This is a genomic window from Mojavia sp. (genome assembly GCF_059505145.1).
Genome location: NZ_JCACKA010000010.1, coordinates 207136 through 232937, shown reverse-complemented (window position 1 = coordinate 232937; position 25802 = coordinate 207136). Strand labels below are relative to the sequence as shown.

Below are 25802 nucleotides of genomic sequence, written 5' to 3'. Positions count from 1 at the left end.
TGAACGAGTCTTTGATACTCGTTAATCAGTCTTTGAGGGAGATGAACGAGTCTTTGATACTCGTTAATCAGTCTTTGAGGGAGATGAACGAGTCTTTGATACTCGTTAATCAGTCTTTGAGGGAGATGAACGAGTCTTTAATACTCGTTAATCAGTCTTTGAGGGAGATGAACGAGTCTTTGATACTCATTAATCAGTCTTTGAGGGAGATGAACGAGTCTTTGATACTCGTGAATCAGTCTTTGAGGGAGATGAACGAGTCTTTGATACTCATTCATAAAGCTTTCACAGAGATGTTGCAGTTCTAACTCTCCCCCCTGCTCCCTGCTCCCTGCTCCCTGCCCCCTGTCCCATGCCCTACTTCATTACTACCCACTGTGTTACAGGAGCCATTGCGCGCCAGCCCAAAAATTTACCAATAGGTTCGGCGCGTTGAATGGCAATACGGGTGAAATTGCCACCGACTTTTTCATACCACTGAAATAAGGTTTGCTCTCCTTCAATGGTGACGACATTTGCTACTAAACGTCCCCCCGGTCGTAGTGCTGACCAACAAATATCAAATAAATTTTCTGCTGTTATCCCGCCACCAATGAAGATAGCATCAGGTACAGGCAAGTCTTTGAGAGCATTTGCTGCTTTTCCTGCAATGATTTGCAGATTTGGTGTACCTAAAGCGGCTGCATTATCAGCAATATAGTGCAGTCTGGATGAGTTTTGTTCGATGGCGATCGCTCGGCATCGCGGATGAGTTCGCATCCATTCTATAGAAATGGAACCACAACCAGCGCCGACATCCCACAGTAGTTCTCCAGGTGTGGGAGCTAGAGTAGCTAAAGTAATTGCCCTCACTTCACGTTTGGTTAGCTGTCCATCATGGTGATAAGCATTATCTGGCAAACCTGGTAGCCTGGGTAAAGCAACAACTCCAGTATCAGCAATACAATGAACTGCGATCGCATTGAGATCGGCAAGGTCAGTTTCATTCCAAGATGCAGCCACACCTTCTATAATGCGTTCATGAATGCCACCCATGCGTTCTAATACAGTAATCTCGCTATTACCAAAGCCGCGTTCATTCAAAATTTGAGCAACAATACTAGGTGTATTTTTAGCTTCACTCAAAATCAGTAGTCGCGCTCCCAGATAGATGTAAGACTGAAGCAAAGAAGGTGGACGACCGCACAAGCTAATGGTTTCTACCTCAGTTAAAGACCAGCCGAGTCTGGCACAAGCAAGACTAAAAGATGACGGTGCAGGGATAATCGTCATTTCTGAGATGGGAATTTGCCGTGTTAGGGTGACACCGATGCCGTAACACATGGGATCGCCACTAGCCAATACACAAATTGACTCACCCCGACGACGAATTATTTCTTCTACTGAGGCATTGATCGGAGATTTCCAAGTTATTTTCTGCCATGAGCCATTTGTAGGGAGCATGGCTAAATGGCGATCGCCTCCTACTATAACTTTCGCTTGATTCACTAGGGAACGGGCGATCGCACTTAACCCCTCTAATCCGTCTTCACCAATACCGACGATAGAAAGCCATTTGTGTGTCATAAGTGGCATTGGGTATTGGGGATTGGGGATTGGGGATTGGGGATTGGGGATTGGGGACTGGGGACTGGGGAATGGGGCATTGGGAATGGGGCATTGGGGACTGGGAGAAATATTAACGTATAGCGTATCCACAGAACTTATACCAATCTCCTCTGCTCCCTGCTCCCTGCTCCCCAGCCAAGCAATCAGAGGCGACCTCGCGCTATAAAAAGAATAATGAAGACTAAAAAGAAACGAAATGCTCTGCGTCAATCACTGGCGGTGTTCCGATATAGCGGACGGGCTATTAGTTTAGTATGGACGACTAGCCGTGCTTTGACGATTATCCTTGCTACTTTAACTTTAGTGGCGGGTCTTTTGCCAGCAGCGATCGCTTACATCGGTAAGTTAATTGTGGATGCGGTGGTTTTGTCCGCGCAAGCTGGTACAGATAGTAATATTTATCGTCCTTTGCTGTATGTAGGATTAGAAGCGATCGCTGTTATCTTACTCGCAGGTAGTCAAAGAGGACTAACCGTTTGCCAATCGTTGTTGCGGGTGCTACTTGGTCAGCGAGTGAATGTACTTATCTTAGAAAAGGCGCTGACACTCGATCTCAAGCATTTTGAAGACTCAGAATTTTATGACAAACTCCTAAATGCGCGGCGAGAAGCATCAGTTCGTCCGCTTTCTTTAGTAAATCGCACCTTTGGATTGGTACAAAATGCACTTTCACTGATTACTTATGGCGTTCTATTAATAAATTTCTCTGTTTGGGCAGTGATGGTGCTGATTTTAGCAGCAATGCCCGCATTCATAGCCGAAACAAAGTTTGCTGGTCAAGCCTTTCGCTTATTTAGTTGGCGTGCGCCAGAAACTCGTCAACAGCATTACTTAGAAAATCTCTTGGCTAGAGAAGACTTTGTAACCGAAGTCAAACTCTACCAATTGGGGGAAATGCTGCTGGGACGTTATCGCAACATTTTTAATCAACTCTACGGCGAAGACCGTGACTTAACTTTGCGGCGGGGATTGTGGGGATATCTCCTGAGTTTAGTTAGTACCACAGCTTTTTACTTAGCATACGCTTGGATTGTAGTAGAAACAGTGCTGGGTAGAATTTCTTTGGGAGATATGACAATGTATCTCACCGTATTCCGTCAAGGACAGTCTACTTTCTCTAATGCCCTCACTTCTATTGGCGGAATGTATGAGGACAACTTATATTTATCGAATCTTTACGAGTTTCTCGAAGAAGTAACGCCACAACCTTGGGGTACAGCTACCAAAGGTATAAATCCCCAAGATGGCATTCGTTTTGAAAATGTCTCTTTTACTTATCCAGGAAGCTCAACCCCTGCATTAACAAACATTTCCCTACATTTAAAACCCGGAGAAAAACTAGCAATCGTTGGTGAAAATGGTTCTGGTAAAACGACTTTAATTAAATTACTCACCCGACTGTACACCCCAGACTCTGGAAGAATTTTGCTTGATGGTTTGGATTTACAGGATTGGAATATAGAAGCACTGCGGCGTCGCATTGGCGTAATTTTTCAAAACTTTGTCCGCTACCAGTTCACTGTGGGAGAAAATATTGGCGTGGGTGATGTGGAATATTTAGATGACACAACCCGTTGGCAAAGCGCTGCCCAAAAAGGCATGGCGGAACCCTTTATTCACCAATTGCCAGACAATTTTCAGACTCAGCTTGGCCGTTGGTTTAAGGGAGGGCAAGAACTTTCTGGGGGACAGTGGCAAAAAATCGCCCTTTCCCGTGCCTTTATGCGAACTCAGGCGGATATCTTGGTATTAGATGAACCAACATCAGCAATGGACGCCCAAGCTGAGTTTGATATTTTCAATCATTTTCGCGCTCTTACCCAAAAGCAGATGGTATTCTTGATTTCCCACCGCTTCTCAACAGTCAGAATGGCTGACAAAATCCTAGTTATTGAAGCTGGGCAAGTTGTAGAACAGGGAACTCATGAGGAGTTGTTGGAAGCTGGAGGACGTTATGCCAAGCTGTTCTTATTGCAAGCGGCGGGTTATCAGTAGGAGATGGGCATTGGGCATTGGGGACTGGGGGGTGAAGTTAAGGTAATGGCTTTTGAGGCTTTGAACATGGAAGTTTCACTTTGGAGTGAGAATGTTGGGGCTTTGAGCTTGGAGGTTCCACCTTTGAGGCAGAACGTTGAAGCTTTGAGCATGGAAGTTCCACCTTTGAGGCAGAACGTTGAAGCTTTGAGTGAGAACGTTGAAGCTTTGAGCATGAAACTTCCACCTTTAAGCTTGAACGTTGCACCTTTGATGTGGAAAGTTCCACCTTTGAGCATGGAAGTTCCACCTTTAAGCTTGAACGTTGCACCTTTGATGCGGAAAGTTGCACCTTTAAGTGAGAACGCTGCACCTTTGACCATGAAACTTCGAGCTTGTTTCAGAAATAAAAGGATTCAGCCGCCTAAACTTGATTTATAGGGTTTCCCTCCTGCCCCCTGCTCCCTGCTCCCTGCCCCCTACCTGCTGCCTTCTGCCCCATGCCCCGTATCATCTGCCTTCTCATCCTTAACTGTTGACTTAATTAAGGAGTAATCACTGATGAAATTGATATCCGAACCATCAATTCCTGTGAAAATTCAAAAGATGCGGGAAAGGGTGCGGTGGCTGCATCCCAATATTGTGCAACGGGGGATTGACCAAACGAGTATGGTCATAGACGATGGCAAGGATGATAGCTCAGAATTCTCTTTTCTCGTCATCGGTGACAGTGGTACAAAGTCTCATTACGGATATCACCCGCAAAGGCAAGTTGCTGAACTCATGCTTCCTCATAAAGATGAGTGCAATTTTGTATTGCACACGGGAGATGTAATTTATGTGGTGGGTTCCCGTGAGTATTACCCGGCAAATTTTATCGAACCTTACCGGGAATTTCTTGTAGGTGGCGAAAATCCTCAAAATATTGCCTACGATCGCATGGTGTTTAATTTACCTTTTCTGCCAGTGCTGGGCAACCATGATTATTACGATGTTCCTTTGATGTACCGCTTGCTAACAGGTAGCACGTTGCGGTTACGCCGGATGTTGCGCTACAAAGATTTTGAGATTGGCTGGCATGGTTCAAATCAAGGCGATGCTTATGCAAGAGCATTCTTAGATTATCTAGCAGCGATCGCTTCTCCCGAAGAATTAAAAGAGCATTTAGACACTCACTACACTGCTAAAACTGATACAGGGCGATGTTTGCGTTACGAACCAGGAAATTTTACCCGTGTACCCAACCGCTATTACACTTTTCGCTATGGTGGAATAGACTTTTTCGCCTTAGATTCCAATACTTTTAATGCGCCATCACCTTTACCAGATACCCAAGCGGGGGAAAACAGCCGCCGGGAATTGCAAAAGCGCCGCCAGCAGATAGATCAAGAGGAAGTGCAGATTTTAACAATGAGCGATCGGCTTAATCCAGATAACCCCGCCGAAGCTGAACAACTTGATGAACTAAGTGCCAAATTAGACCAAATTAATGAGGTGAAAATCGACATTGAAAAACAACTAGCATCTCACACAGCACCAACCATTGACTTTGAACAATTAAATTGGTTACGCACTAGGTTAATCGAATCTTGGAATACCTCTGAAGTTCGCGGACGAGTGATTTATCTCCACCATCCCCCCTACGTTACTGAAGCAACAAAGTGGAATCAAGCACAAACTTTAGCAATTCGCCACCGTCTGCGTGAGGTGTTTAACCAAGTAGCGGAAACTCTCGGTTCCCAAATTAAGGATCGTTCAGTAGTTGATTTGATTCTCAGCGGTCATGCCCACTGTCTAGAATATCTCCGCACCGTTGACACAGGTTATGCCGACTCGCATTTAAATTACATTATCTCTGGTGGCAGTGGTCGTCGTCCTCGTCGTCAGCGATCGGAGGGAACAGAATTACTGGAGACCTTTACTGACATTTCCGGTAGTTCAACTCGCAAAGTAGCAGATTCCTTTTTGTATGTAGGTCGCACTGGTCACGGTTCGCAAAAGCGGCTACCTTACTCCGGCGTGCGGATTGATGTTCAAGATGGTTCCCCACCTAAATTTTCCGTCAAACCTTTTGTAGCAGAGCGCTTTGAGCAACAGTGGTACACCCGTCAGCTGAAACCGTTTGTGATTTAAGTGGCAAAATTATCATAGGCGATCGCTTAATTTTGATACTTCTGTAACGTTAGTAAAGTATTTAATTTTTTTACTAACCGCAAAGGTCGCAAAGAGCGCGAAGCAAGATTTTCTAAAACCTTTGTGTCCTTTGTGCCCTTTGCGGTTCGTTAAACAGGACAACCTTTATGATCAAGAATAATGAAAACATCTCTAGCTACTCTAACTGCTGGCTTTGCATTGCTGATGGCAGTAAACCCTGCTAATGCTGTTCTACTGTACAGAGGCTTATCATTTTCTAACCAAACACCTGCTGAACAAGGATGGTTGTATTTCCGCAGTTCTGTACTTCCTATTCCTTCGGCAATTGCCACAAATGAAGGTACTATCCTCGACACCACTGGAACTAACAGCAATTATGCAGGTTATTTTCGGCAATCTCCCGTAATTTTGGAGCGTACCAAAGGCTATAACGTCACTTTTAGAGTACAAATTCATTCTGAAAGCCACACTGCAATGAATCGCGCTGGCTTCAGCGTTATAGTGACTAGTAATAAGTTGGTTAATGAACCGCATCCCCACGGTATAGAATTGGGTTTTTGGGAAAATAATATTTGGGTGCAGAATGTTGGCTTTACTCGTGGCGAAAATGTGTTTTATAACACGAAAGCTTCTGGACAAATATATAACTTATCTGTCAAAGATGGCAATTATCAACTGTTTGCCAATGGAAGTGCAAGGCCGATTCTTAAAGGTAAACTCCGACAATATACAGGTTTTGCACCACCTTTTGGATATAAAAATCCCTACACTACACCTAATTTAATTTTTATGGGCGACAATACAACATCAGCTAAGGCAAAAGTCACGATAGTTAGTGTTGAGGCTAACTAAGTGAAGCGGCAGTATAGTTTTTCAGGTTTAGTATTAATTATCCTGGTAGTGTTTCTGGGTTTGCTGATAAATGGAACTGACATAGCGATCGCAGCACCAAATACCTCGACAATTTATGAACAGCACACTATTCACAGCCCAGATGGTATTGGAAAATATTACATGGGCAGAGAAATTGCCAAAGTTATGGGACATACAGGTGCTGGCTGGCTAGAAAGGCCTAGCCGCGAAACTGAAGAACAGCCAAGTAAAATAATCAGCGTTCTCAACCTCAAACCCAGTGATGTAGTAGCAGATATTGGCGCAGGTACAGGCTATATGAGTTTTCGCATCGCGCCTTTATTAACACAAGGAAAAGTTTTAGCTGTAGATGTTCAGCTAGAAATGCTCGATATTATCGAGTTTCTTAAAAAAGAAAACAACATTACTAACGTAGAGCCTGTTTTAGCCACCCTTACCAACCCTAACCTAACACCTGCAAGTGTCGATTTAGCCTTAATGGTCGATGCTTACCATGAGTTTGATCATCCGCGAGAAGTGATGCAAGAACTGGTGAAAGCACTAAAACCAGGGGGTAAGGTAGTTTTAGTTGAGTATCGGGGTGAGAATCCTTTTATTATGATTAAACGCCTACACAAAATGACTCAAAAGCAAGTCCGTCAAGAAATGCAAGCTGTAGGTTTGGTTTGGCGTGAAACCAAAAACTTATTACCACAGCAGCATTTAATGGTGTTTGAGAAACAAGCTGAAGATTAAAAATAAACTAAAGTTAATAAATTCAAAAGTTTAGGGTACAACAATTTTCTCTACCTATCTGTCTGATTCTTTTTTCAAATTGATATTAATTACGAATTACGAATTACGAGTTACAAATTTGTATTAGTGATGCAATGCTCCAATAATGAGAGCAACAACAATTGGAATAATAATCGGGATAGCAACAATAAGCCCCCATTTACCAAATCGAATTTCTTCACCTTCTGACTTGAGAACTGCTATCCAACCACCAACTCCCATTAATATCCAGATGCATCCGAAGGCAATAAATATAACAAATACTGAGTCTTGCATATTAATAAACTAAATTGAAACGCAAAGGGGCGCAGAGTTGAGCGCAAAGGAGCGCAAAGTTTGTTTTGGTCTATTCGCTACGAATTAAGGAAATGCTGTATTGAGATAAGTTTCAAGCCAGAAAAAAACAAATTTGAACTATTTAGATTTTATTTATTAATTACTTTTCTTCCTTCCTCCTTTTTCATTACTCCTGCCTCTACCTTCTGCCTTATTTTCAAACCTACAACTAGCAAAATAGTAATCTTGTAACTTCCTCTAACACTTTCAATCCTCGTAAGGAACCCCGAATCAGTCGGGTAGCGGCAAAGGGTTGACGAAGTAAGTTCATTGCTAGGGGTAAAGGTTTCAATGAACCATCGGGGCTAATTGCTGATGTTAGATCAGGTATATCGTAATGACAGTCATCGCTTACCACACGCAACATTGCTACTGACGCCCCCACCGAATTGAAAAACTCTAAAGCGGCAAATCCCTCCATATCCACAACATCAGCCCCCACAGTCTCGCCCAAATGTCGTTTTTCGGCAGCAGAACAAATTACGCGATCGCTTGTTAATGCTTTAACTAAATTGAGTGTTGAGTCTAGATGTGAGTGTAACTGTGATGTGAAGGTGCGATCGCAAGGTAACAGCCTTGTCTGATAAACACATTCCTGATACAAGACTATTTCCCCCACTTGATAATTAGGGTTTAAACTTCCACAAATACCCATCAGCAGCACTCTTGGCTGTGGAGAATTAAATAACCAGCTATCCTGTTGGAATTTTGGGAGATATGTGGTTAGAGATTTTACGCCAATGGGTATAGGTATCACAGTTGGCTTTGAGTCAGTGACACGACTCAAGCCACGACACACAGCCTTGTACTCTGCTCCTTGGGGTACAAAAATCGCTTGGATTGGGGGGAAATTAGACACTAGCTCTGATTTTAGTGCGGTTAAATTGAGCAAGACTGTCGATTAGCGATCGCCAGAACTCGCAAACTTGAGGTGTTTACTGTAGCATGACTAATAATTGTGTCACCCGCACGATGATTTTCCAAGATGGACAAGCCTAATAGCTCAAAATCTGCACGAGAACGCTTCAATATTTCAAGATTGGCGATTCAGTTTTCGTGGCTGACGGTAAGTTTTTGGATTGCCGTGACGGTAGCTGGGCTTTTAGCTCTCAGTTCCCTCAAGTATGCTTTGTTTCCAGATGTGACTTTTCCAGTGGTGGTAGTAAATGCTACTGCTCCTCTGACAACGGCTCTGGATACAGAAGCAAAGCTCACCCAACCAATAGAGCAACGCCTGAAATCTTTAACAGGACTTGAGAATATCCGCTCATCGACTTATCCGGGTCAAACTGCCGTTAGCCTGTCTTTTGTTGTTGGTACAAATCTAGAAACATCGACCAAAGAAGTTGAAACTGCCCTTAAGCAGTTAAGTCTTCCTCAAGGAGCAACTTCTAAAATTATTCCCTTGAATTTAAACGAGTCAGCCGCCGTTAGCTATGCCATAGAGAGTTCCTCACGGAATCTGACAGATTTGACTAAGTTGGCGAAAGACCAGATCGTACCTGCGATCGCTAAATTGCCGGGAGTACTCAAAGTCTCTCTGTTGGGCGCTCCTAGCACATCTCCTTTGCAGCTACCAACCAGTGCAGCTGCTCTACCCGAAGGAGGGGCAACATTAGTACGTTTCAACGGCAAAGATGCTTTAGCGTTTCAGGTAATTAAACGCGGTGACGCTAACACATTAGAAGTAGTCAGTCGCGTTGAAGAAGAAGTACAACGCCTGCGGTCTAACCTCAAAGATGTCAAACTGACTTTAGCCGCAACTCAGGCAGAATATATCCGTAATGCAACTCATTCCACAATTGATGCTCTGATTGAAGCCATAGTCTTATCGGTAGTAGTCATTTACCCTTTTTTGTGGAACCTGCGAGCTACTGTGATTTCAGCACTGGCGATTCCTGTCTCGCTATTGGCAACGTTTATTGTCATGGCGATTTTTGGTTTTAACCTTGAGACAATTACGTTGCTGGCTTTAGCTTTGGTGATCGGCAGTATTGTAGACGATGCGATCGTTGATGTCGAAAACATTATGCGGCACGTCGAAGACGGCGAAAGTCCTCAACAAGCAGCGCTTTTAGCTACTAATGAGATTGGGTTGACAGTCACTGCTGCCACCTTGACAGCCGTAGCGGTGTTTCTGCCCATAGGTTTAATGGGTGGGGTAATCGGTCAGTTTTTCAAGCCCTTCGGCATTACTGTCTCGGCGGCAATGCTTGCATCTATGCTAGTGGCGCGAACTTTATCCCCAGTGCTGGCTATCTACTGGCTAAAACCTACATCCTCGCGTTCCCCTCGCCGGGAAGCAAAAATTTGGGTTAGTTTTGCCCAATCTTACAGAGACTTGCTGCGGTGGTCTTTGAGCCACCGTAAAATAGTCATCGGATTAGCTGTATTTAGTTTTGTTGCAGGTATAGCCCTGATTCCGCTGATTCCCAAAGGATTTATTCCCAAATTAGATCGCGGCGAATTCAATATTACTTATACGGCTCCTTTGCCGAATATCCCTGATCAGGCTACTTTGCAGAGGCAAGCAGCACAAGCAGCGCAGGCAGCGCAGGCAGCACAGGCAGGAATTTCTCCCTTACCCGCCGCCATCCCCAACCCTTTGAACGATTCTTTGGAAGTTGCCAAGAAACTCGAAGAAGTAGTCATAAAATCACCAGCAGTCGAAACGGTATTTACCACTGTTGGTTCTCGTGAGGGTGAGCCGAACAAAGGTACGCTTTATGTGAAGCTGAAAGAAAACCGCGAAATCACAACTGCGGAACTACAAGACCAGTTTCGCTCTACTTTGCCCAATCTGCCTGGAGTAACTACTAGTGTCGAAGATATTCAATTTGTCGATACTGGTGGACAAAAACCTCTCCAAGTATCATTACGAGGTAATGACCTTCAATCCCTCAGCAAAGCTACTAAGGCAATTAAACAGAGAATTGAAAAACTACCAGGATTCGCTGATGTGACGGTTACAGGTGGCGCGAACCAACAGGGTAAAGTGTTTCAGATTGAGCGTCTGAACAATCAGCGAGTTGCCTATATTAGTGCTAACCTCGGTAAGGATTTATCTTTAGGCGATGCTACAGACAAAGTGGTAGCCGAAGCCAAGGCAGTATTACCCTCTAATGTTTCTTTGGACTTGGGAGGAGACTCGGCTCGGTTAGGTGAAGTTTTTGGTAGTTTTGGCACTACTCTAGCTCTATCGGCATTATGTATTGTAATAGTACTAATTTTGCTGTTTAAAGGCTGGGTAGACCCGGTAGTAATTGGCGTTTCTTTGCCTTTGGCATTGGTAGGAGGCATACTGGCACTACTAATTACCAAAAGTGACTTTGGCATGATCTCCCTCATCGGTTTTGTCTTTTTGCTGGGGTTGGCAAATAAAAATGCCATTTTGCTGGTAGATTACATCAACCAGCTACGCAACTCTGGCTTAGACCGTACCGAGGCGATTCTTAAGACTGGATTAGTCCGCCTGAGACCAATTATCATGACAACCGCTTCTACTATTTTAGGGATGTTACCGATCGCTTTAGGTTTGGGAGCAGGTTCGGAGTTGCGATCGCCTATGGCTGTAGCTATCGCTGGTGGATTGGTAACTTCAACTATCCTCAGTTTGATTGTTGTGCCGGTGGTCTACGCCATTTTGGATGATTGGTTTCCTCGGTTCAAACAGAGGAGGAGTCATTGATGCGGGCCTTTGTTACTGGTGGTACAGGTTTTGTTGGTTCCCATGTAGTGCGGTTGTTACTGCAAGAGGGATGTGCAGTGAAAGCACTGGTGCGCCCTAGCAGTAACTTGGGAAACCTCCAAGGGCTGGATGTGGAAATTGTTAAAAGTAACCTGAATGACCCGGAACTTTGGCAACAGATGCTTGGTTGCCAATACCTGTTTCATGTCGCAGCTCACTATTCGCTTTGGCAAAAAGACCAAGAACTACTCTATCTTCATAATGTCGAAGGTACGCGTAATGTGCTTGCAGCAGCGCAAAAAGCTGGAATTGAGCGCACTGTCTATACCAGTTCTGTGGCAGCAATTGGGGTAGGGTCACCTGGTAAAGTCGTAGATGAAACTTATCAAAGTCCCTTAGAAAAATTGGTAGGTCACTACAAAAAGTCTAAGTACCTGGCAGAACAAGTAGCCATGCAAGCAGCTAGCACAGGCCAGGAAGTAGTTGTGGTCAATCCTAGTAGCCCTATTGGCCCTTTGGATATCAAGCCTACCCCAACGGGTGATATTATCTTGAGGTTTTTACGGCGGCAAATGCCCTTTTACTTGGATACTGGGCTGAATTTTATTGATGTGCGGGATGTAGCTAAGGGACATTTACTAGCATTGCAGCGAGGCAAATCAGGCGATCGCTACATCTTAGGACACCAAAATCTTTCCTTGAAGCAAGTTTTGGAACAACTCGCCCAAATTACGAGTTTGCAAGCACCCCAAAAAGCTGTGCCTGCTTGGTTACCCCTCAGCGTTGCTTGGGTTGATGAAAAGATTCTCGCACCGTTAGGCAAATCGCCCTCAGTCCCTATAGATGGCGTTCGGATGGCTCAACAACCTATGTATTACAATGCATCAAAAGCAGTACGAGAGTTGGGTCTGCCTCAGTCTTCCCTGAAGACGGCATTCGAGGATGCTGTCGATTGGTTTGTTGCTCAGGGATATGTCAAATAAAAAATGAAGGTGTAAGGAATGAAGGATGAAACAATTTATCCTTCAGTCTTCATCTTTTATCGTGGTGTTTTTCAAAGTAACAGAGGAGTGAAAAGTCAATGGCGATTAATTTACAACAAGCTATAGATATCGGGAAATATCTAGTTACTCAGCGTTTTTTAGGACGTAAACGCTTTCCTTTGGTATTGATGTTGGAACCACTTTTTCGCTGTAACCTAGCTTGTAATGGTTGTGGTAAAATCCAGCATCCACCGGAAATTCTCAAGCAAAATCTTACCCCAGAACAGTGCTTTGCTGCTGTGGAAGAGTGCGGCGCACCAGTTGTTTCAATTCCTGGGGGAGAACCACTGCTACATCCCCAGATTGATCAGATTGTGCGAGGATTAGTTGAACGCAAGAAGTATGTTTATTTATGTACTAATGGTTTGTTGTTAGAAAAGAGCCTGGATAAGTTTCAACCTTCGCCTTACCTAACTTTCAGCGTGCATCTTGATGGAATGCGAGAGTTACACGACAAGTGTGTTGATCGCAAAGGCGTTTTTGATATTGCTGTTAAAGCTATTCGCGCCGCTAAAGCCAAAGGTTTTCGTGTTACCACTAACACCACCATCTTTGAGGGTACTGATCCCAAAGAAATGCAGGAGTTCTTTGACTTTCTAGAAACTCTGAAGACTGATGGCATGATGATTTCTCCTGGCTACAGTTACGAGTTAGCGCCAGATCAGGATCATTTTCTCCAGCGTGAACAAACACGGGCACTGTTCCGTGAAATTTTAGCTCCTCACAAAGCTGGTGAGAGAAATTGGAACTTTAATCACAACCCATTGTTTTTAGATTTTCTGACAGGGGAGAAGGACTACGAATGTACGCCTTGGGGTAGCCCAAGTTATAGCGTTTTCGGTTGGCAAAAACCCTGCTATTTACTGAGTGAAGGGTATTACACCACATTTAAGGAACTGCTCGAAGACACTGATTGGAGCCAATACGGTCGTGCTAGTGGTAATCCTAAGTGTGCCGATTGCATGGTTCACTGTGGTTACGAACCAACAGCCGCGATGGATGCAATGCAACCGCAAAATATAGCGCGTTCGCTTGGCACTGTGTTTGGCAGGTAATATTAATTCGGGCATTGCTGAATCAAGGGAGGAAATTTTATGTATTGAAATCTCAAACTCCTTATTCTATCTGCGTCTCTGCGGCTCTGCGTGAGATAACAGCAACGCCCTAATTCGTAATTTGTAAATTTTTACGAGTAGAAACCCAATCCCCAATCCCTAATCCCCAATCCCTTTTACATTGGTATTAACTCGCTCGCCCTGCCTCAGGCCTGTTCAGTTCGCAACTATTACGAGGAAAAAGCCATGTCACAGAATAGCTCGGTTGTAGGAGTAAAACGGCGCTCATTGTGGGAACTTGCCTTAGAGGGAGTGCTGGATGGCGGCCCTTCTACTTGTCAATTTGCTATTACCAGCGTGTGCAATGCCCGTTGCGATTTTTGTAGCTTTGCCGTGGATCGGATGCCGATGAATGAGCGGCATTCCGTCACACTGGAGCAAGCAAAACAGGCAGCGGAGATTCTCTATCGTAATGGAGTGTATTTCTTAATTTATGTGGGTGGTGAGCCAATGGCTCATCCCTACTTGAATGAGATGATTGCTCATGCGTCCAGTATTGGTATGGCTCCCATGCTTGTAACTAATGGCTCTCTGCTGACTCCAAAGCGAATTGACGAGTTGGCTGATGCTGGGCTAACGAGCATAATTATTTCTGTTGATGCGACTGAAGTGGAAAAGCACGAACAAAACCGAGGTCTTAAGGGAGTGTGCGATCGCATCCGTGAAGCCAATGTTCATTGCCAACGTCGGCAAATCAGTACTACGGCTTCAGTCACTATGAGCCGATTGGTGGATGATTACCACAAGTTACCGCCATTCCTGGAATCGCTAGGGTTTGATAGTGTAACTTTCTCTTATCCACTAACTACTCTGGCATCTTCTTATCTTGGTTACGCAAAGTCAAACTTAGTCGATTACACTGCCGAGGAGTTGCAAGAGCGTTTCGAGATTGTCAAAGCGCTCAAAGGCAATTTTCAGGTTGTTAATCCTACCGCCTCAATTGAAGATATGCAGCGCCATTTACGCGGTGAACCAGAGCAATTCGGTTGTCTTGGCGGCTGGAAGTTGTTTTACTTAGATTGGCATCTTAACCTCTACCGTTGCCACAACTGGGATAAACCCATGTGTCATATCACTGAATTTGATGGTTCTCAGCGAGTTCGTGATGGCTGTACTGCGTGTATGATTGACTGCTACCGCGACTCAAGTGTAATGCAGCATATCGGTGTCGCTGTCAGTGATGGGGTAAAAGCAGCAGCCAAAGGAGACTTAAAGCAAGCTTGGCAACATTGGTTTAACCGTAAGAACCTGGTTTCTCTCAAAGCGGTTTGGGAACAAGCAACTTGGTTGCGTCGCCTTTAATATCGTGTAATATCGTGTTCGGTTAAAGACTTATCATTAAGACAGCAGGGGAGCAGGGAGAGAAAGGGTTTTTACGTTTTTGCACAGATGCGATAATTATAACTAATTACCTGAACTTGATATAAACTACAAAAAAAGTCTAAATTCTAAATTCCCTCCCAAGGAGTTGAAAGTGTCTTTGGAGAATTATTAGCGATCGCTACTAATTTACCTCCTTTAATCAATTTCAGGTGTTGTCCCCGCCACTCTATTGTTGTGCCCATAAAGCCGCAGCACCAAATGACAAAGTGGATCAAGTCGCGTATAGGGATCATCCATAAAAACTTTTTGGCAGATGGATCATTGAGTATTCCAACTCCAACTACCCAACCCATTACTAACCGTAATAGCAAAGTTATAACTAGCACATTCCAACTGAATATTGACCCTTCCGTAGTTAACAACAAAAGCAAGCTGTTAACTGTACCGTAAGTAAACAGCAGTCCTAAATAACCCCAAGGGCGAGAAACGCAAATACAACGCGCCCAACGAATCTGTCGCGCGATAGTATCAGCTACGGTGCTGGTAGCTAATACATGGTCAACTACATAATCGGACAGTACAACCTTATAACCAGCCTCGGCTGGTAAATAGCCAAGTTGAAAGTCATCTGCAAGATAATCAGCGATCGCCCCAAATCCACCAATTGCTTCTAGCGCCTGTTTGCGGATGACAATGGTTGAACCAAAGGCGAATTTTATACCTTCGAGTTGATTGCTGACTAAAACATTGGCATGAAAATCACAAGCAGTGCCAATTGCCTCTAAGATAGTTACCCATCCTTGAGCTAAAGAACGATACAAACAAGTCACAACACCAACCTGCTCATCTTGGAAAGGCTGGATAACTCGTTGCAAATAATCTGTGCCAACTCGAATGTCACTATCGGCGATGAGGAGAATTTCATGTTTGGCAGCAGTGACAGCATTTGCGAGATTACTGACTTTCAGGTTTGCCCCAATGATGCGATCGCTCACTACCAAATTAATATCTACATCTGGGAACTGCTGAATAATTTTTTCGACAACTTTTATACCTGGATCATTGCGATCGCGCACAGCAAATATAATTTGATATTCTGGATAATTCTGTTGGCAAAACGAGGCGAGGTTTTTGTCAGCCTCCCAATCAACTCCACAAATTGGCTTGAGGATGGTAACAGGTGGATGAAACTCCCGATTGATAGCATGGGGGTGACTACAAAAAGCGATCGCTGCATATATGCCGTAGCAGTAGAAAAAGATGGCTGATAAACAAAGAATTATTAAAAATAACTTAATGAGTGCGAGATCAAGACTGAAGAAAGAAGTAAACCCCACTTGAATATTATCTCCACGGTTTCATATGCTACATTTTTAACTCTAGTACACTGAGTTTGCCATCCTCTGTTTGTTTAGTCTTAAAGGTATATAAAAGCAGAGATTAAAAATAGGATTTACCACACTCGGATGAGGAAACAAAAACAGATTTTGGTATAAAAGAATGATAAATTTTGCTTATATAATTTTATGAGTCAATTTTACTCCTGGAAGAAGGCATTCTATAAACTGGCAGCTATACCATCATGAATCTGATTTATTTTCTTTTACGTTCTTCATGGGGGATGGTGGTGATCGCGATCGTAACCGGATTCCTGAGTGGTGGTAGTAGTGCTGGATTGATTGCTTTAATTAGTTCTGCTGCCAATCCTGGTACAACCTCACCCCTGACAACTATAGCTTGGGGTTTTGTGGGCTTGGTAATAGTTGCACTGATTACCAGTATCATTTCTCAGGTAATGCTGGTTCGCCTCTCTCAAAATGCAATCTTGCAATTACGGATGCACTTGAGCCGTCAGATATTGGCTTCTGAGTTAAGCCATTTAGAACAGCTAGGAAATCCGCGAATATTGGCAACCCTCACAGAGGATGTGCAAGCTGTTGCTAACGCTGTCTATATAATTCCTTTCCTCTGCATTGATCTATCGATGGTGTTGGGTTGCCTAGTTTACATAACTTGGCTTTCTTGGTTAGTATTTTTGTTGGTTTTAACTCTGATGGTAGTAGCGCTTGGTAGTTGCCAGTGGCTATTGCAAGGAGGAGGGCGATCGCTTGCTCTTGCTCGTGAGGATCAAGATGTACTGTTTCAGCATTTTCGCACGATTACCGAAGGCGTTAAGGAACTTAAACTCAACTATCAGCGCCGTCAAGTCTTCTTAGAAAAACAACTAGAATCAACAGCTATTAATTACCGTCAGCATAACGTTAAAGGTCTGACTCTTTTCGCATTCACTACTAGTTGGGGCAGATTCATATTTTTTTTCGCGGTTGGTTTTTTGTTGTTCGCACTGCCGCATTTGATTACCGTCAGCCGTCAAACTCTTTCTAGCTACGTCTTGACTTTTACTTATTTGATGTTGCCGATGGACAACCTTGTTAATAACTTACCTCAGATTATTAAAGCTAATGTCGCCTTACAAAAGATAGAATCACTAGGTTTATATCTAGCTAGTCGAGTAGAAACATCGACAGTACCACCTGCTATTAAATCATCTTGGCAAAGATTAGAATTCAAAGGTGTGACCCACACTTATTACACAGAACAACAAGATAGTAGCTTTATTCTTGGCCCCATAGACTTAACACTATATGCTAAAGAACTATTGTTCATTGTTGGCGGAAATGGTAGCGGTAAATCCACTTTAGCTAAATTAATTACTGGACTTTACATACCTGACAATGGAGAAATTTTGTTAGATGGAGAGACAATTAATGAGAATAACCGAGAATGGTATCGTCAACATTTTTCGGTAGTTTTCTCGGACTTTTATTTATTTGAAGAACTTTTAGGATTAGAAAATTCTGACTTGGATACTCAAGTTCAAAAATACCTCAAGCAACTCCAACTAGATCATAAAGTCAAAGTTGAAAATGGGCGACTTTCTACAACTGCTCTTTCTCAAGGGCAGCGTAAAAGACTGGCTTTGCTTACAGCTTACTTAGAAGACCGACCAATTTATTTATTTGATGAATGGGCAGCTGACCAAGACCCAATATTTAAGGAAGTATTTTATACTCAACTGCTGCCAGAACTGCGAGATAGAGGTAAAACAGTGGTGGTTATCAGCCACGACGATCACTATTTTTATTTAGCAGACCGGATAGTAAAACTAAATTACGGCAGAATTGAATATAGCAAGCAGTATCAAGGAATTGAAGATGGCAGAGGCTAAAAACGTACTAGGCACAAACCTGGAGGTTTGCTGCACTTCTCCGATGACTGGGTATTACCGTGATGGGTTATGTAATACAGGTGGTCAGGATTTTGGAATGCACGTTGTTTGCGCTCAAGTCACAGCAGAATTTTTAGAGTTTACTAAATCTCAAGGAAACGACCTCAGCACCCCTGTTCCGGCATTTAACTTTCCTGGTTTGCAGCCAGGCGATCGCTGGTGTTTATGTGCTGCACGCTGGCAAGAAGCGCTTGAGGCTGGCGTTGCTCCACCCGTTGTGCTTGCAGCCACCCATGCCAGAGCTTTAGAAGCCTGTAATTTAGAAGATTTGCAAAAACACGCTTTCACTCACTCTTGATCAGTACTTAGTACACCATTTCATTAATTCGTAGCGAATTGATAAAAATACTCTGTCTTGAAAAGTTGAGCCACTTGCTTGCGGGGGTTCCCCCCGTTGTGCAAAGTGGCGTTCCTACGCCGGGAAACCCGGCTTCGAGGAACTTTTCGCTGCGTTACTTTGCGCTTACCTTGCGTCCCTCTGCGTTTAAAAAGCTACGAATTAATTTATTTTTGTCCAACTACTGATTGTAATTAGTTAGCTCAAACCCACTTTGAACAATAGCATTTCGTACTTTGTCGCTCAAAAGCGCAGAGAGTTCTGCTGCACCTGAACCTGAGGGGCCATTCAGTGGCTCCTCTGGGTTAATTACTGCGGGATGAGAATAAATTTCTACTAAGTCTGCTTGAATCTGAGGTATTAAACCAAGCAAGTATTCCTCGGTCATACTGCTAGTTTGCAGCAACCCGTAGACTCGTTCAGCAAAGTTAATACCATGAGCTTTCAGTAATCCCTCACCATAGCGGCGCAGTCTACCAAATACTCCTGCCCAGACTAGCTTAGTCAGTAACCCACGGCGGTCAAGCTTGAGGGTCATCTTCAGTTCTTCAGATGGCAGACGGATCACCCGGATGTTAAATTCCTGTGCCAATTCAACCAGAATACGCAATACTACGGGATGGGTATGCAGATGTAAATGTCCGTCTACATGGGAAAGGGGCAACCGAGAATCACGAAACTTTTCTAGCTGGGCGCGGATTTCTCGTTGTAATTCTTCACGGGCGGCAGGATGGAATTGATAGCGTAAACCAGCTTGGAGGGGGCTGTCTGGAAAGTTACTTTGTGAGTCAACTAAATGGGGAATTTGGGAAGGTGACAAAACAGACCGACCGCACACCAGCACTAGATGTAGACCGACTGCTAAGTTAGGGTGTTTACGCGCTTCTGCGATCGCCTCTTCAGCAGCCTCTCCCGTTACCATCAGGCTGGTACTAGTTAGTACACCTTGTTTAAAAGCTTTGATAATTGCTTGATTGACACCACGAGAAAAGCCGAAGTCATCACCATTGATAATGACAAAACGACGATTTTGTTTGGGCATAGGAAGCTAGGGACTAGGGACTAGGGACTGGGGATTAGGGAATTAAGAAGCTTTGATTCTTCCCAGTTCCCAGTCACCAATTCTAAATAGATTGTGCGTGTGCAGCAGCCTGCTGAGTGCGGCGTTCTTTCAGGTAAGAGAAGAACTCCCCACCCTCGCGTAGACGACGTACCATCATCTGGCGGTCTGTGAGCATTTCCCGCACAATTGGCAGAATCGCCTTGGGACGGAAGTAGAATTTACGATACATGCGCTCTACTGCGTCTTCAATTTCCTCACTAGAAAGAGTTGGATATTGTAGTGTGGAAGTTTGAATTCCAGAGTTAGCTACTAAAGATTGGTTGGTAAACCAACCGTTGGCTTTGGCTTGTTCGTAAAGTTCTGTACCAGGGTAAGGCGCGGCAATTGAAACTTGAATTGTATGGGGACTGAGTTCGCAGGCAAAGCGAATTGTCTCTTCTACAGTTTCTCTCGTTTCAACTGGTAGACCTATAATGAAAGTTCCGTGAACGGTGATGCCGAGTTTGTGGCAGTTTTTCATAAATTCCCGCGCCACTTCTAGCTTGATGCCTTTCTTGATGCGGTTGAGAATTTCTTGGTTACCAGATTCAAAACCTACAAGCAGTAATCGCAGACCATTATCGCGCAGGGTTTTTAGGGTGTCGTAGTCTAAGTTGGCACGGGCGTTACAACTCCAAGTGAGTTTGAGCCGTTTCATGTGTTCGCTAATGGCGATCGCCCGATGTTTATCTATCGTAAACGTATCGTCATCAAACATATATTCCCGTACCTTATCACCAAATATGGCTTTGGCTTCTTCCATCTCCCGCCCTACAACTTCTGGACTTTTATGACGGTAGAGGTGACCTCCAATCGTCTGCGGCCAGAGGCAGAAGGTGCATTTTGCCGGACAACCGCGACCAGTGTAAAAGGAAATATAAGGATGTAGCAGGTAACCGATGAAATATTTAGTTATGTCTAAGTCACGGGCATAAGTGGGGAGGACGCTGGGCATAGCATCCCAGTCATGAATTAAGGGGCGCTCCTCATTATGGCGCACGTTACCAGTGCGATCGCGGTAGCTCAGACCCTTGATATCTTCCCAAGGTTTACCTTCCGCTAGCTCTTTGCAGGTATAGTCGAATTCATTACGACACACAAAGTCGATAACTGAATTATCCCGCAGCGTCTCGTCTGGTAATACTGCCACATGCGCCCCGACAAAGCCAATCTCCACATCTGGATTCTGAGCTTTTATGGCTTCTGCACACTTGACATCATTAGCCAGTGAGGGGGTGCTGGTGTGCATGATCACCAGTTCGTAATCTTTAGTGATTTTCAGCACATCTTCCACAGTTTGGCCATGAGGCGGCGCATCTACAAGCTTGCTACCTGGGACAAGCGCGGCAGGTTGCGCCAGCCATGTCGGATACCAAAAGGAAGTAATTTCGCGCTTGGCTTGGTATCGTGAACCCGCGCCACCGTCAAATCCATCAAAGGAAGGAGGACTGAGGAACAAAGTTTTCTTCATTGATATCTCTCCTTAGTCAAAGGTCAAAAGTAATTGGGCATTGGGCATTGGGCATTGGGCATGATTGTTATTCTCCCTTGTCTGACTTTTGACTTCTGCCGTCGTCCCTCTGCCTTCTGCCTTTTTAAACTAGCTAGCTTTCATGTTCACATTGATAAACTGTTGGATGAGTGCCAACACATCATTACGGCTGAGTTTCTCTTTGCCATTAGCTAAGGCGTCAAGAGTACCATGTGCCAAGGTGAGCGGAATCTGACAAAAGTCTAGAGCAGGGCCAGCAGGGAGGTCTTTAGTATAAGCATCTGCTAGCACTAGATTGCGGCGTGCATATTCTTGCATATTTGCCGCGCTCCAACCTTCAGGATAAAAGTCTACTCCTCTTTTCAAATCTTCGGTGTGATTACGCAGAATGTTAACAGCTTGCAAACCCCTACCAAAGCCAATTGCTTGAGTACGGTTAGTTGGTGTCCCATCGTACCAAGCCCATAAATCTGATAGTAACAATCCCACCGCGCCTGCAACCCCAAAGGTATAACGATCTAAGTCAGACTCGGTGTGAATTTTCCAGTTGATTTCCGCCCAGTGAGCCATCCGGTCTGCCATTGCAGCGGTGGCGTCCCAAATCCGGGGTGCGATCGCCTCAGGTGCTAAGATTGACCATTCTCTAATTCCAAGGGTGACTTCTGCTAAAGTATTCTCATACCCGCTAAATCCTGAAGAAAAAGCATCAACTGCAAAGCCATCAACGCCAGCTTGTAATGTCAAACTAATTGTTCGTAATAGTTTTGCTTTAGTTGCGTTATCCAGATCGGGATGATCTTCTATTTCATCAATAGCGCGCATACACAAGTATGCTGATGCGACTGCCTCTTGTAATCCAGGCGGTAAAATACTAATTGGAATGTAAAAAGTTCGGCTAGTTTCCTTCAGGATTTGCAGCGCATCTCTACGTAAATCCATTTCCTCACTCCTCTCTTGATTTTCACACCACATGAAGTTTTCAGTTTTTTGATGATACTGGATCTAATTTTTACTAAACCTTAAGAACTGTATTTCCGCTAGTATTTCCTCTAAAAACTAATAGTTGTCGGTATCACAATTAACAAAAATCTCAAATTTCTCAAAGTCTAGTCTAGTATATAAGGCTTTTATGGCAAAAATGCATAGCGTATGAAATACTACAGGCATCATAAAATTTTCACGGTAATATGAACAATTATGCTAAGTGGTCAATTACCTCTCAAGTTATTTAATAGGGAACAGCCAATTTTACATGGTTAAAACCTCTAGAGTCTAAGGCCATCTGGCTAGAAAGCCATACTTCTTGCGCCAATAAAGACAATTGGATAACACTTGGTGACAGATCACAGTAATCTAAAATGACAATAAAGGTCAAGATTTTAACCGAGAGCAGCTTTTTGAAGCTATAAATCACGAAAGATGATTTGATAGATCCACAATAGTGAGCTCCCGTTAATTTACTCTAAATACAGGGCAGCAACATTCAGATTTTCCGATTCGGATTCCATGGTCAAAAGTGCGGGATGTTGGTATTGATGTAAAAATTCATGTAGAAGCCAAAGCTACGCCAGCATTAGCCTATGAACAATGGCTGCACATCGCATTATCAAACGCATTCCAGGAGCAGGATAATGGCAACTTGTGAAATTCATTTACAACTGCTACTTGGTAAACGAGTATTAGACTCAACTGGTAAACCCATTGGACACATTGAGGAAGTACGTGCCCACAAGGTCAAAAATGGGTTGTTCAAGAATATCTAATTGGGTATACTGCAATTTTAGAAAGATTATCCGCGTGGACAATTGGGTTAGGAATTTTACATTTATTTGGGGCACATAAAATCTACGGTGGATATATAGTACCTTGGGACAAGCTAGATTTGACTGACTCTGATAAGCCACGTCTGCTTTGTAGTTTAGAAGAATTAAAGTCATTAACCCAAGAGCCGCAAGATGTAGATGAGGCTTTTGGCAATAGTGCAAAAAATGAATAATTAGCCGCCAATATACGCCGTTGTATTATTAAAAATCTGCCTTCTGCCTTATTTTCAAAACAGGTCGTTTATAGATAGTTTCAATTGCGTGGAATACAAATCTTTTGTAAGGGCACAACAATGTTGTGCCCCTACTTTGTGGAGGTTTAATTTCCCCAGTCCCTATTTGCAAAACAGGTTTATCATGCCGCAATATTTTGGAAAATTACCCACAACTAACCAACCGTGGACAACTATTGGGAGTGTGCAAGCTGTAAATTGGAGCGATCGCACTATCAATTTGGAGTGTGGTAACTCACACCTCAAAATCATCATACTTGCTCCAAATTTAATTCGAGTGAGGCTTGCACCGACTGGGGAATTTATGCATCGCCGTTCTTGGGCAGTAACATTGGATGATTCAGAATGGGCAAAAGTAGCTTTTGAGGTACACGAAACCGATACCACAGTAGAAATTGTCACTGAACAAATACGGGTATGCATTCAAAAACAAGAGTGTCGCATCGCCTGCTTTGACAAAGCTAATCGTCCGTTTGCCCAAGATGTAGATATGGGGATGGGTTGGCGCATGGGTGCAACTGCTGCATGGAAGCAAATTGCAGCTGATGAGCATTTTTACGGCTTTGGTGAACGCACAGGTTTTCTCGATAAACTTAGCCAAGTTAAAACGAATTGGACAGTCGATGCTTTAGATTACGATGCGCTGACTGATGAAATGTACCAAGCCATTCCGTTTTTTATGGCTTTGCGTCCAGAGGTTGGCTATGGCATCTTTTTCAACACTACTTTTTGGAGTCAATTTGATATTGGCGCGGAAAAACCCGGTGTTTGGAAAATGGAAACTCGTAGTGGGGAGTTGGATTATTACATTATTTATGGGCCTGAACCTGCCCAAATTCTGCATACATACACTCAATTAAGTGGTAGGATGCCGCTACCGCCAAAATGGGCGCTTGGTTATCATCAATGCCGCTGGAGTTATGAATCAGAAGATGTTGTGCGCGAACTGGCGCGAGAATTCCGCCAGCGGCGCATTCCCTGCGATGTCATCCACCTCGATATTGACTATATGCGGGGTTATCGGGTGTTTACCTGGAGTCCGAAGCGCTTCTCTAACCCGGCAAAATTGGTAAGCGATTTGGCGGAGGATGGTTTTAAAACAGTCACAATTATCGATCCTGGTGTGAAGTATGAACCAGAAGCCGATTATCACGTTTTTGACCAGGGAATAGCCAATGACTATTTTGTGCGTAAAGCCGATGGTCAATTGTTTCACGGTTATGTTTGGCCTGAGAAAGCTGTTTTTCCTGACTTTTTACGTCCTGATGTGCGTCAATGGTGGGGTGATTTACATAAAAGTCTCACTGACATTGGTGTTGCAGGAATTTGGAATGATATGAATGAACCTGCCATTGATAGTCGCCCTTTTGGGGATGGTGGAGAGAAAATTTGGTTTCCTTTAGATGCACCACAGGGAGGTACAGGGAAGCAGGAGAGCAGGGAGCAGGGAGATGGGGAGAATTTTCCTACGTCCTCTTCAACTCATTTGGAAGTGCATAACTTGTATGGTTTGATGATGGCTAAAGCGTGTGCTGAAGGCTTGCAAAGACATCGTTCAACAGAGCGATCGTTTGTGCTGACTCGCTCTGGTTATGCTGGTATACAGCGTTGGTCTTCTGTGTGGATGGGGGATAACCATTCATTGTGGGAGCATTTAGAAATGTCGCTGCCGATGCTGTGCAATATGGGGCTTTCGGGTGTGGCGTTTGTCGGTTGCGATATTGGTGGATTTGCAGGTAACGCGACAGCTGAATTATTTGCCCGTTGGATGCAGATAGGAATGCTGTATCCACTGATGCGTGGTCATTCAGCAATGTCTACTGCTCGTCATGAGCCTTGGGTATTTGGCGATCGCGTTGAGAACATCTGTCGAGAATACATTAATCTGCGTTATCAGCTACTACCTTATATTTACAATCTTTTTTGGGAAGCAGCAAAAATAGGCGCTCCGATTTTAAGACCATTATTATACCATTTTCCCAAGGATTCTAAAACCTACACCCTTTATGATCAAGTATTGTTGGGAGCTTCTTTGATGGCTGCACCTATTTACCGCCCTGGAGTTGAATATCGGGCTGTTTATTTACCCGCAGGTACTTGGTATGACTGGTGGAACGGCGAAAAATATGAAGGGCCTACCCATATTCTCACCCATGCGCCACTAGAAACAATGCCACTTTATGTTCGTGGTGGTGCAATTATCCCCATGCAAGCTGTTACGCAATATGTTGATCAATCTCCTCTCAATCAACTTCGCATTTGTATTTGGCCAGGCAACAATGAATACAGTTTTTTTGAAGATGATGGATATACAGTAGAGCAAAATCAAAACTATTCTTTAAGAACCATTAGCGTGTTTACAGATGATGAGCGAACAATTATCACAATTGGCGCACGCGAAGGAGAATGGTCACCACAGCGAGAAGTAATTATTGAACTTGTCGGCATTGGAGAACGACGCTTTCAAGATGATGGTTTGGAACATAGCTGGGAATTTTGAAATATGCTCAAAGAGAGATTTTGGGCAAACATAATTTTTTACTGCCAATGCTATAACGACAAAATATGCATATAGATAGATAAAATATCTTCCAATTACTAGTAGCATGACCAGAAAGCCAAGAAACACACTAGCCCA

22 protein-coding genes are annotated in these 25802 nt (G+C 43.8%); 15 read left to right on the top strand and 7 right to left on the bottom strand.

Annotated elements, in window-relative coordinates; genetic code table 11:
* Window positions 1-308: hypothetical protein (locus AC5JL8_RS01360; RefSeq protein WP_495877977.1), on the top strand; the 308-nt coding region annotated here is incomplete at its 5' end.
* A gap of 49 nt (window positions 309-357) precedes the next feature.
* On the opposite strand, the gene cbiE is transcribed toward AC5JL8_RS01360, so the two are convergent.
* Window positions 358-1566: a precorrin-6y C5,15-methyltransferase (decarboxylating) subunit CbiE gene (gene cbiE / locus AC5JL8_RS01355; protein WP_495877988.1), complete on the bottom strand. Its 1209-nt coding sequence runs from the start codon at window positions 1564-1566 to the stop codon at window positions 358-360.
* 216 nt (window positions 1567-1782) lie between these two features.
* Between cbiE and AC5JL8_RS01350 the strand changes: the two genes are divergently transcribed.
* The 5 genes from AC5JL8_RS01350 (at window position 1783) to AC5JL8_RS01330 (ending at window position 7344) form a co-directional block, all read left to right on the top strand.
* Entirely contained in the window at window positions 1783-3603 is a 1821-nt protein-coding gene (locus tag AC5JL8_RS01350; protein WP_495877976.1) for an ABC transporter ATP-binding protein, read from the top strand.
* A 3-nt stretch (window positions 3604-3606) separates the two neighbouring features.
* Window positions 3607-4023 carry a hypothetical protein gene (locus tag AC5JL8_RS01345; RefSeq protein WP_495877975.1) on the top strand — a complete coding sequence of 139 codons (417 nt, stop codon included), beginning with the start codon at window positions 3607-3609 and terminating at the stop codon, window positions 4021-4023.
* Between the two features lie 120 nt (window positions 4024-4143).
* A complete protein-coding gene (locus AC5JL8_RS01340) occupies window positions 4144-5715 on the top strand; it encodes a metallophosphoesterase family protein (protein ID WP_495877974.1) in 1572 nt (523 codons plus the stop codon).
* A gap of 180 nt (window positions 5716-5895) precedes the next feature.
* Window positions 5896-6588, top strand: a complete 693-nt coding sequence (locus tag AC5JL8_RS01335) for a choice-of-anchor Y domain-containing protein (protein ID WP_495877973.1) — start codon at window positions 5896-5898, stop codon at window positions 6586-6588.
* A gap of 48 nt (window positions 6589-6636) precedes the next feature.
* The gene (locus AC5JL8_RS01330) at window positions 6637-7344 is read left to right on the top strand and encodes a class I SAM-dependent methyltransferase (protein ID WP_495877987.1); all 708 of its coding nucleotides are present in this window, start codon (window positions 6637-6639) and stop codon (window positions 7342-7344) included.
* 123 nt (window positions 7345-7467) lie between these two features.
* Here the strand turns inward: AC5JL8_RS01330 and AC5JL8_RS01325 are convergent, their stop codons facing one another.
* Complete coding sequence (locus AC5JL8_RS01325) at window positions 7468-7659, bottom strand: hypothetical protein (RefSeq protein WP_495877972.1); 192 nt, start codon at window positions 7657-7659, stop codon at window positions 7468-7470.
* Between the two features lie 229 nt (window positions 7660-7888).
* Window positions 7889-8578: a phosphorylase family protein gene (locus AC5JL8_RS01320; RefSeq protein ID WP_495877971.1), complete on the bottom strand. Its 690-nt coding sequence runs from the start codon at window positions 8576-8578 to the stop codon at window positions 7889-7891.
* A 126-nt stretch (window positions 8579-8704) separates the two neighbouring features.
* Between AC5JL8_RS01320 and AC5JL8_RS01315 the strand changes: the two genes are divergently transcribed.
* The 4 genes from AC5JL8_RS01315 (at window position 8705) to AC5JL8_RS01300 (ending at window position 14867) form a co-directional block, all read left to right on the top strand.
* Window positions 8705-11407, top strand: a complete 2703-nt coding sequence (locus tag AC5JL8_RS01315) for an efflux RND transporter permease subunit (protein ID WP_495877970.1) — start codon at window positions 8705-8707, stop codon at window positions 11405-11407.
* On the top strand, window positions 11407-12390 hold the full coding sequence (gene hpnA, locus AC5JL8_RS01310) for a hopanoid-associated sugar epimerase (RefSeq protein WP_495877969.1): 984 nt from the start codon (window positions 11407-11409) through the stop codon (window positions 12388-12390). The genes AC5JL8_RS01315 and hpnA overlap by 1 nt, the downstream gene beginning before the upstream one ends.
* A 98-nt stretch (window positions 12391-12488) precedes the next feature.
* Window positions 12489-13505 carry an adenosyl-hopene transferase HpnH gene (hpnH, locus tag AC5JL8_RS01305; RefSeq protein WP_495877968.1) on the top strand — a complete coding sequence of 339 codons (1017 nt, stop codon included), beginning with the start codon at window positions 12489-12491 and terminating at the stop codon, window positions 13503-13505.
* 246 nt (window positions 13506-13751) lie between these two features.
* Window positions 13752-14867, top strand: coding sequence for a radical SAM protein (locus AC5JL8_RS01300; protein ID WP_495877967.1), 1116 nt, complete (start codon window positions 13752-13754; stop codon window positions 14865-14867).
* Window positions 14868-15013: 146 nt separating this feature from the next.
* Here the strand turns inward: AC5JL8_RS01300 and hpnI are convergent, their stop codons facing one another.
* Window positions 15014-16225, bottom strand: a complete 1212-nt coding sequence (gene hpnI, locus AC5JL8_RS01295) for a bacteriohopanetetrol glucosamine biosynthesis glycosyltransferase HpnI (protein WP_495877966.1) — start codon at window positions 16223-16225, stop codon at window positions 15014-15016.
* Window positions 16226-16470: 245 nt separating this feature from the next.
* Here hpnI and AC5JL8_RS01290 point away from each other — a divergent pair, with 245 nt between their 5' ends.
* Entirely contained in the window at window positions 16471-18117 is a 1647-nt protein-coding gene (locus AC5JL8_RS01290; protein WP_495877965.1) for a cyclic peptide export ABC transporter, read from the top strand.
* Window positions 18104-18475, top strand: a complete 372-nt coding sequence (locus AC5JL8_RS01285; RefSeq protein ID WP_495877964.1) for a DUF2237 family protein — start codon at window positions 18104-18106, stop codon at window positions 18473-18475. The genes AC5JL8_RS01290 and AC5JL8_RS01285 overlap by 14 nt, the downstream gene beginning before the upstream one ends.
* A 220-nt stretch (window positions 18476-18695) precedes the next feature.
* On the opposite strand, the gene hpnK is transcribed toward AC5JL8_RS01285, so the two are convergent.
* From hpnK to AC5JL8_RS01270, 3 genes are all read right to left on the bottom strand, one after another.
* Window positions 18696-19556, bottom strand: a complete 861-nt coding sequence (hpnK, locus tag AC5JL8_RS01280; protein WP_495877963.1) for a hopanoid biosynthesis-associated protein HpnK — start codon at window positions 19554-19556, stop codon at window positions 18696-18698.
* A gap of 82 nt (window positions 19557-19638) precedes the next feature.
* Window positions 19639-21087, bottom strand: a complete 1449-nt coding sequence (gene hpnJ / locus AC5JL8_RS01275; protein WP_495877962.1) for a hopanoid biosynthesis associated radical SAM protein HpnJ — start codon at window positions 21085-21087, stop codon at window positions 19639-19641.
* Between the two features lie 129 nt (window positions 21088-21216).
* Window positions 21217-22047, bottom strand: coding sequence for a squalene/phytoene synthase family protein (locus AC5JL8_RS01270; protein WP_495877961.1), 831 nt, complete (start codon window positions 22045-22047; stop codon window positions 21217-21219).
* A gap of 577 nt (window positions 22048-22624) precedes the next feature.
* On the opposite strand from AC5JL8_RS01270, the gene AC5JL8_RS01265 reads away from it, so the two are divergent.
* The 3 genes from AC5JL8_RS01265 to AC5JL8_RS01255 all read left to right on the top strand — a co-directional run bounded on the left by AC5JL8_RS01265 (window position 22625) and on the right by AC5JL8_RS01255 (window position 25664).
* Complete coding sequence (locus AC5JL8_RS01265) at window positions 22625-22753, top strand: hypothetical protein (protein ID WP_495877960.1); 129 nt, start codon at window positions 22625-22627, stop codon at window positions 22751-22753.
* Window positions 22740-22871, top strand: coding sequence for a hypothetical protein (locus tag AC5JL8_RS01260; RefSeq protein ID WP_495877959.1), 132 nt, complete (start codon window positions 22740-22742; stop codon window positions 22869-22871). Before AC5JL8_RS01265 ends, AC5JL8_RS01260 begins: the two co-directional genes overlap by 14 nt.
* A gap of 417 nt (window positions 22872-23288) precedes the next feature.
* Entirely contained in the window at window positions 23289-25664 is a 2376-nt protein-coding gene (locus AC5JL8_RS01255; RefSeq protein ID WP_495877958.1) for a glycoside hydrolase family 31 protein, read from the top strand.
* Window positions 25665-25802: the final 138 nt, after the last annotated feature.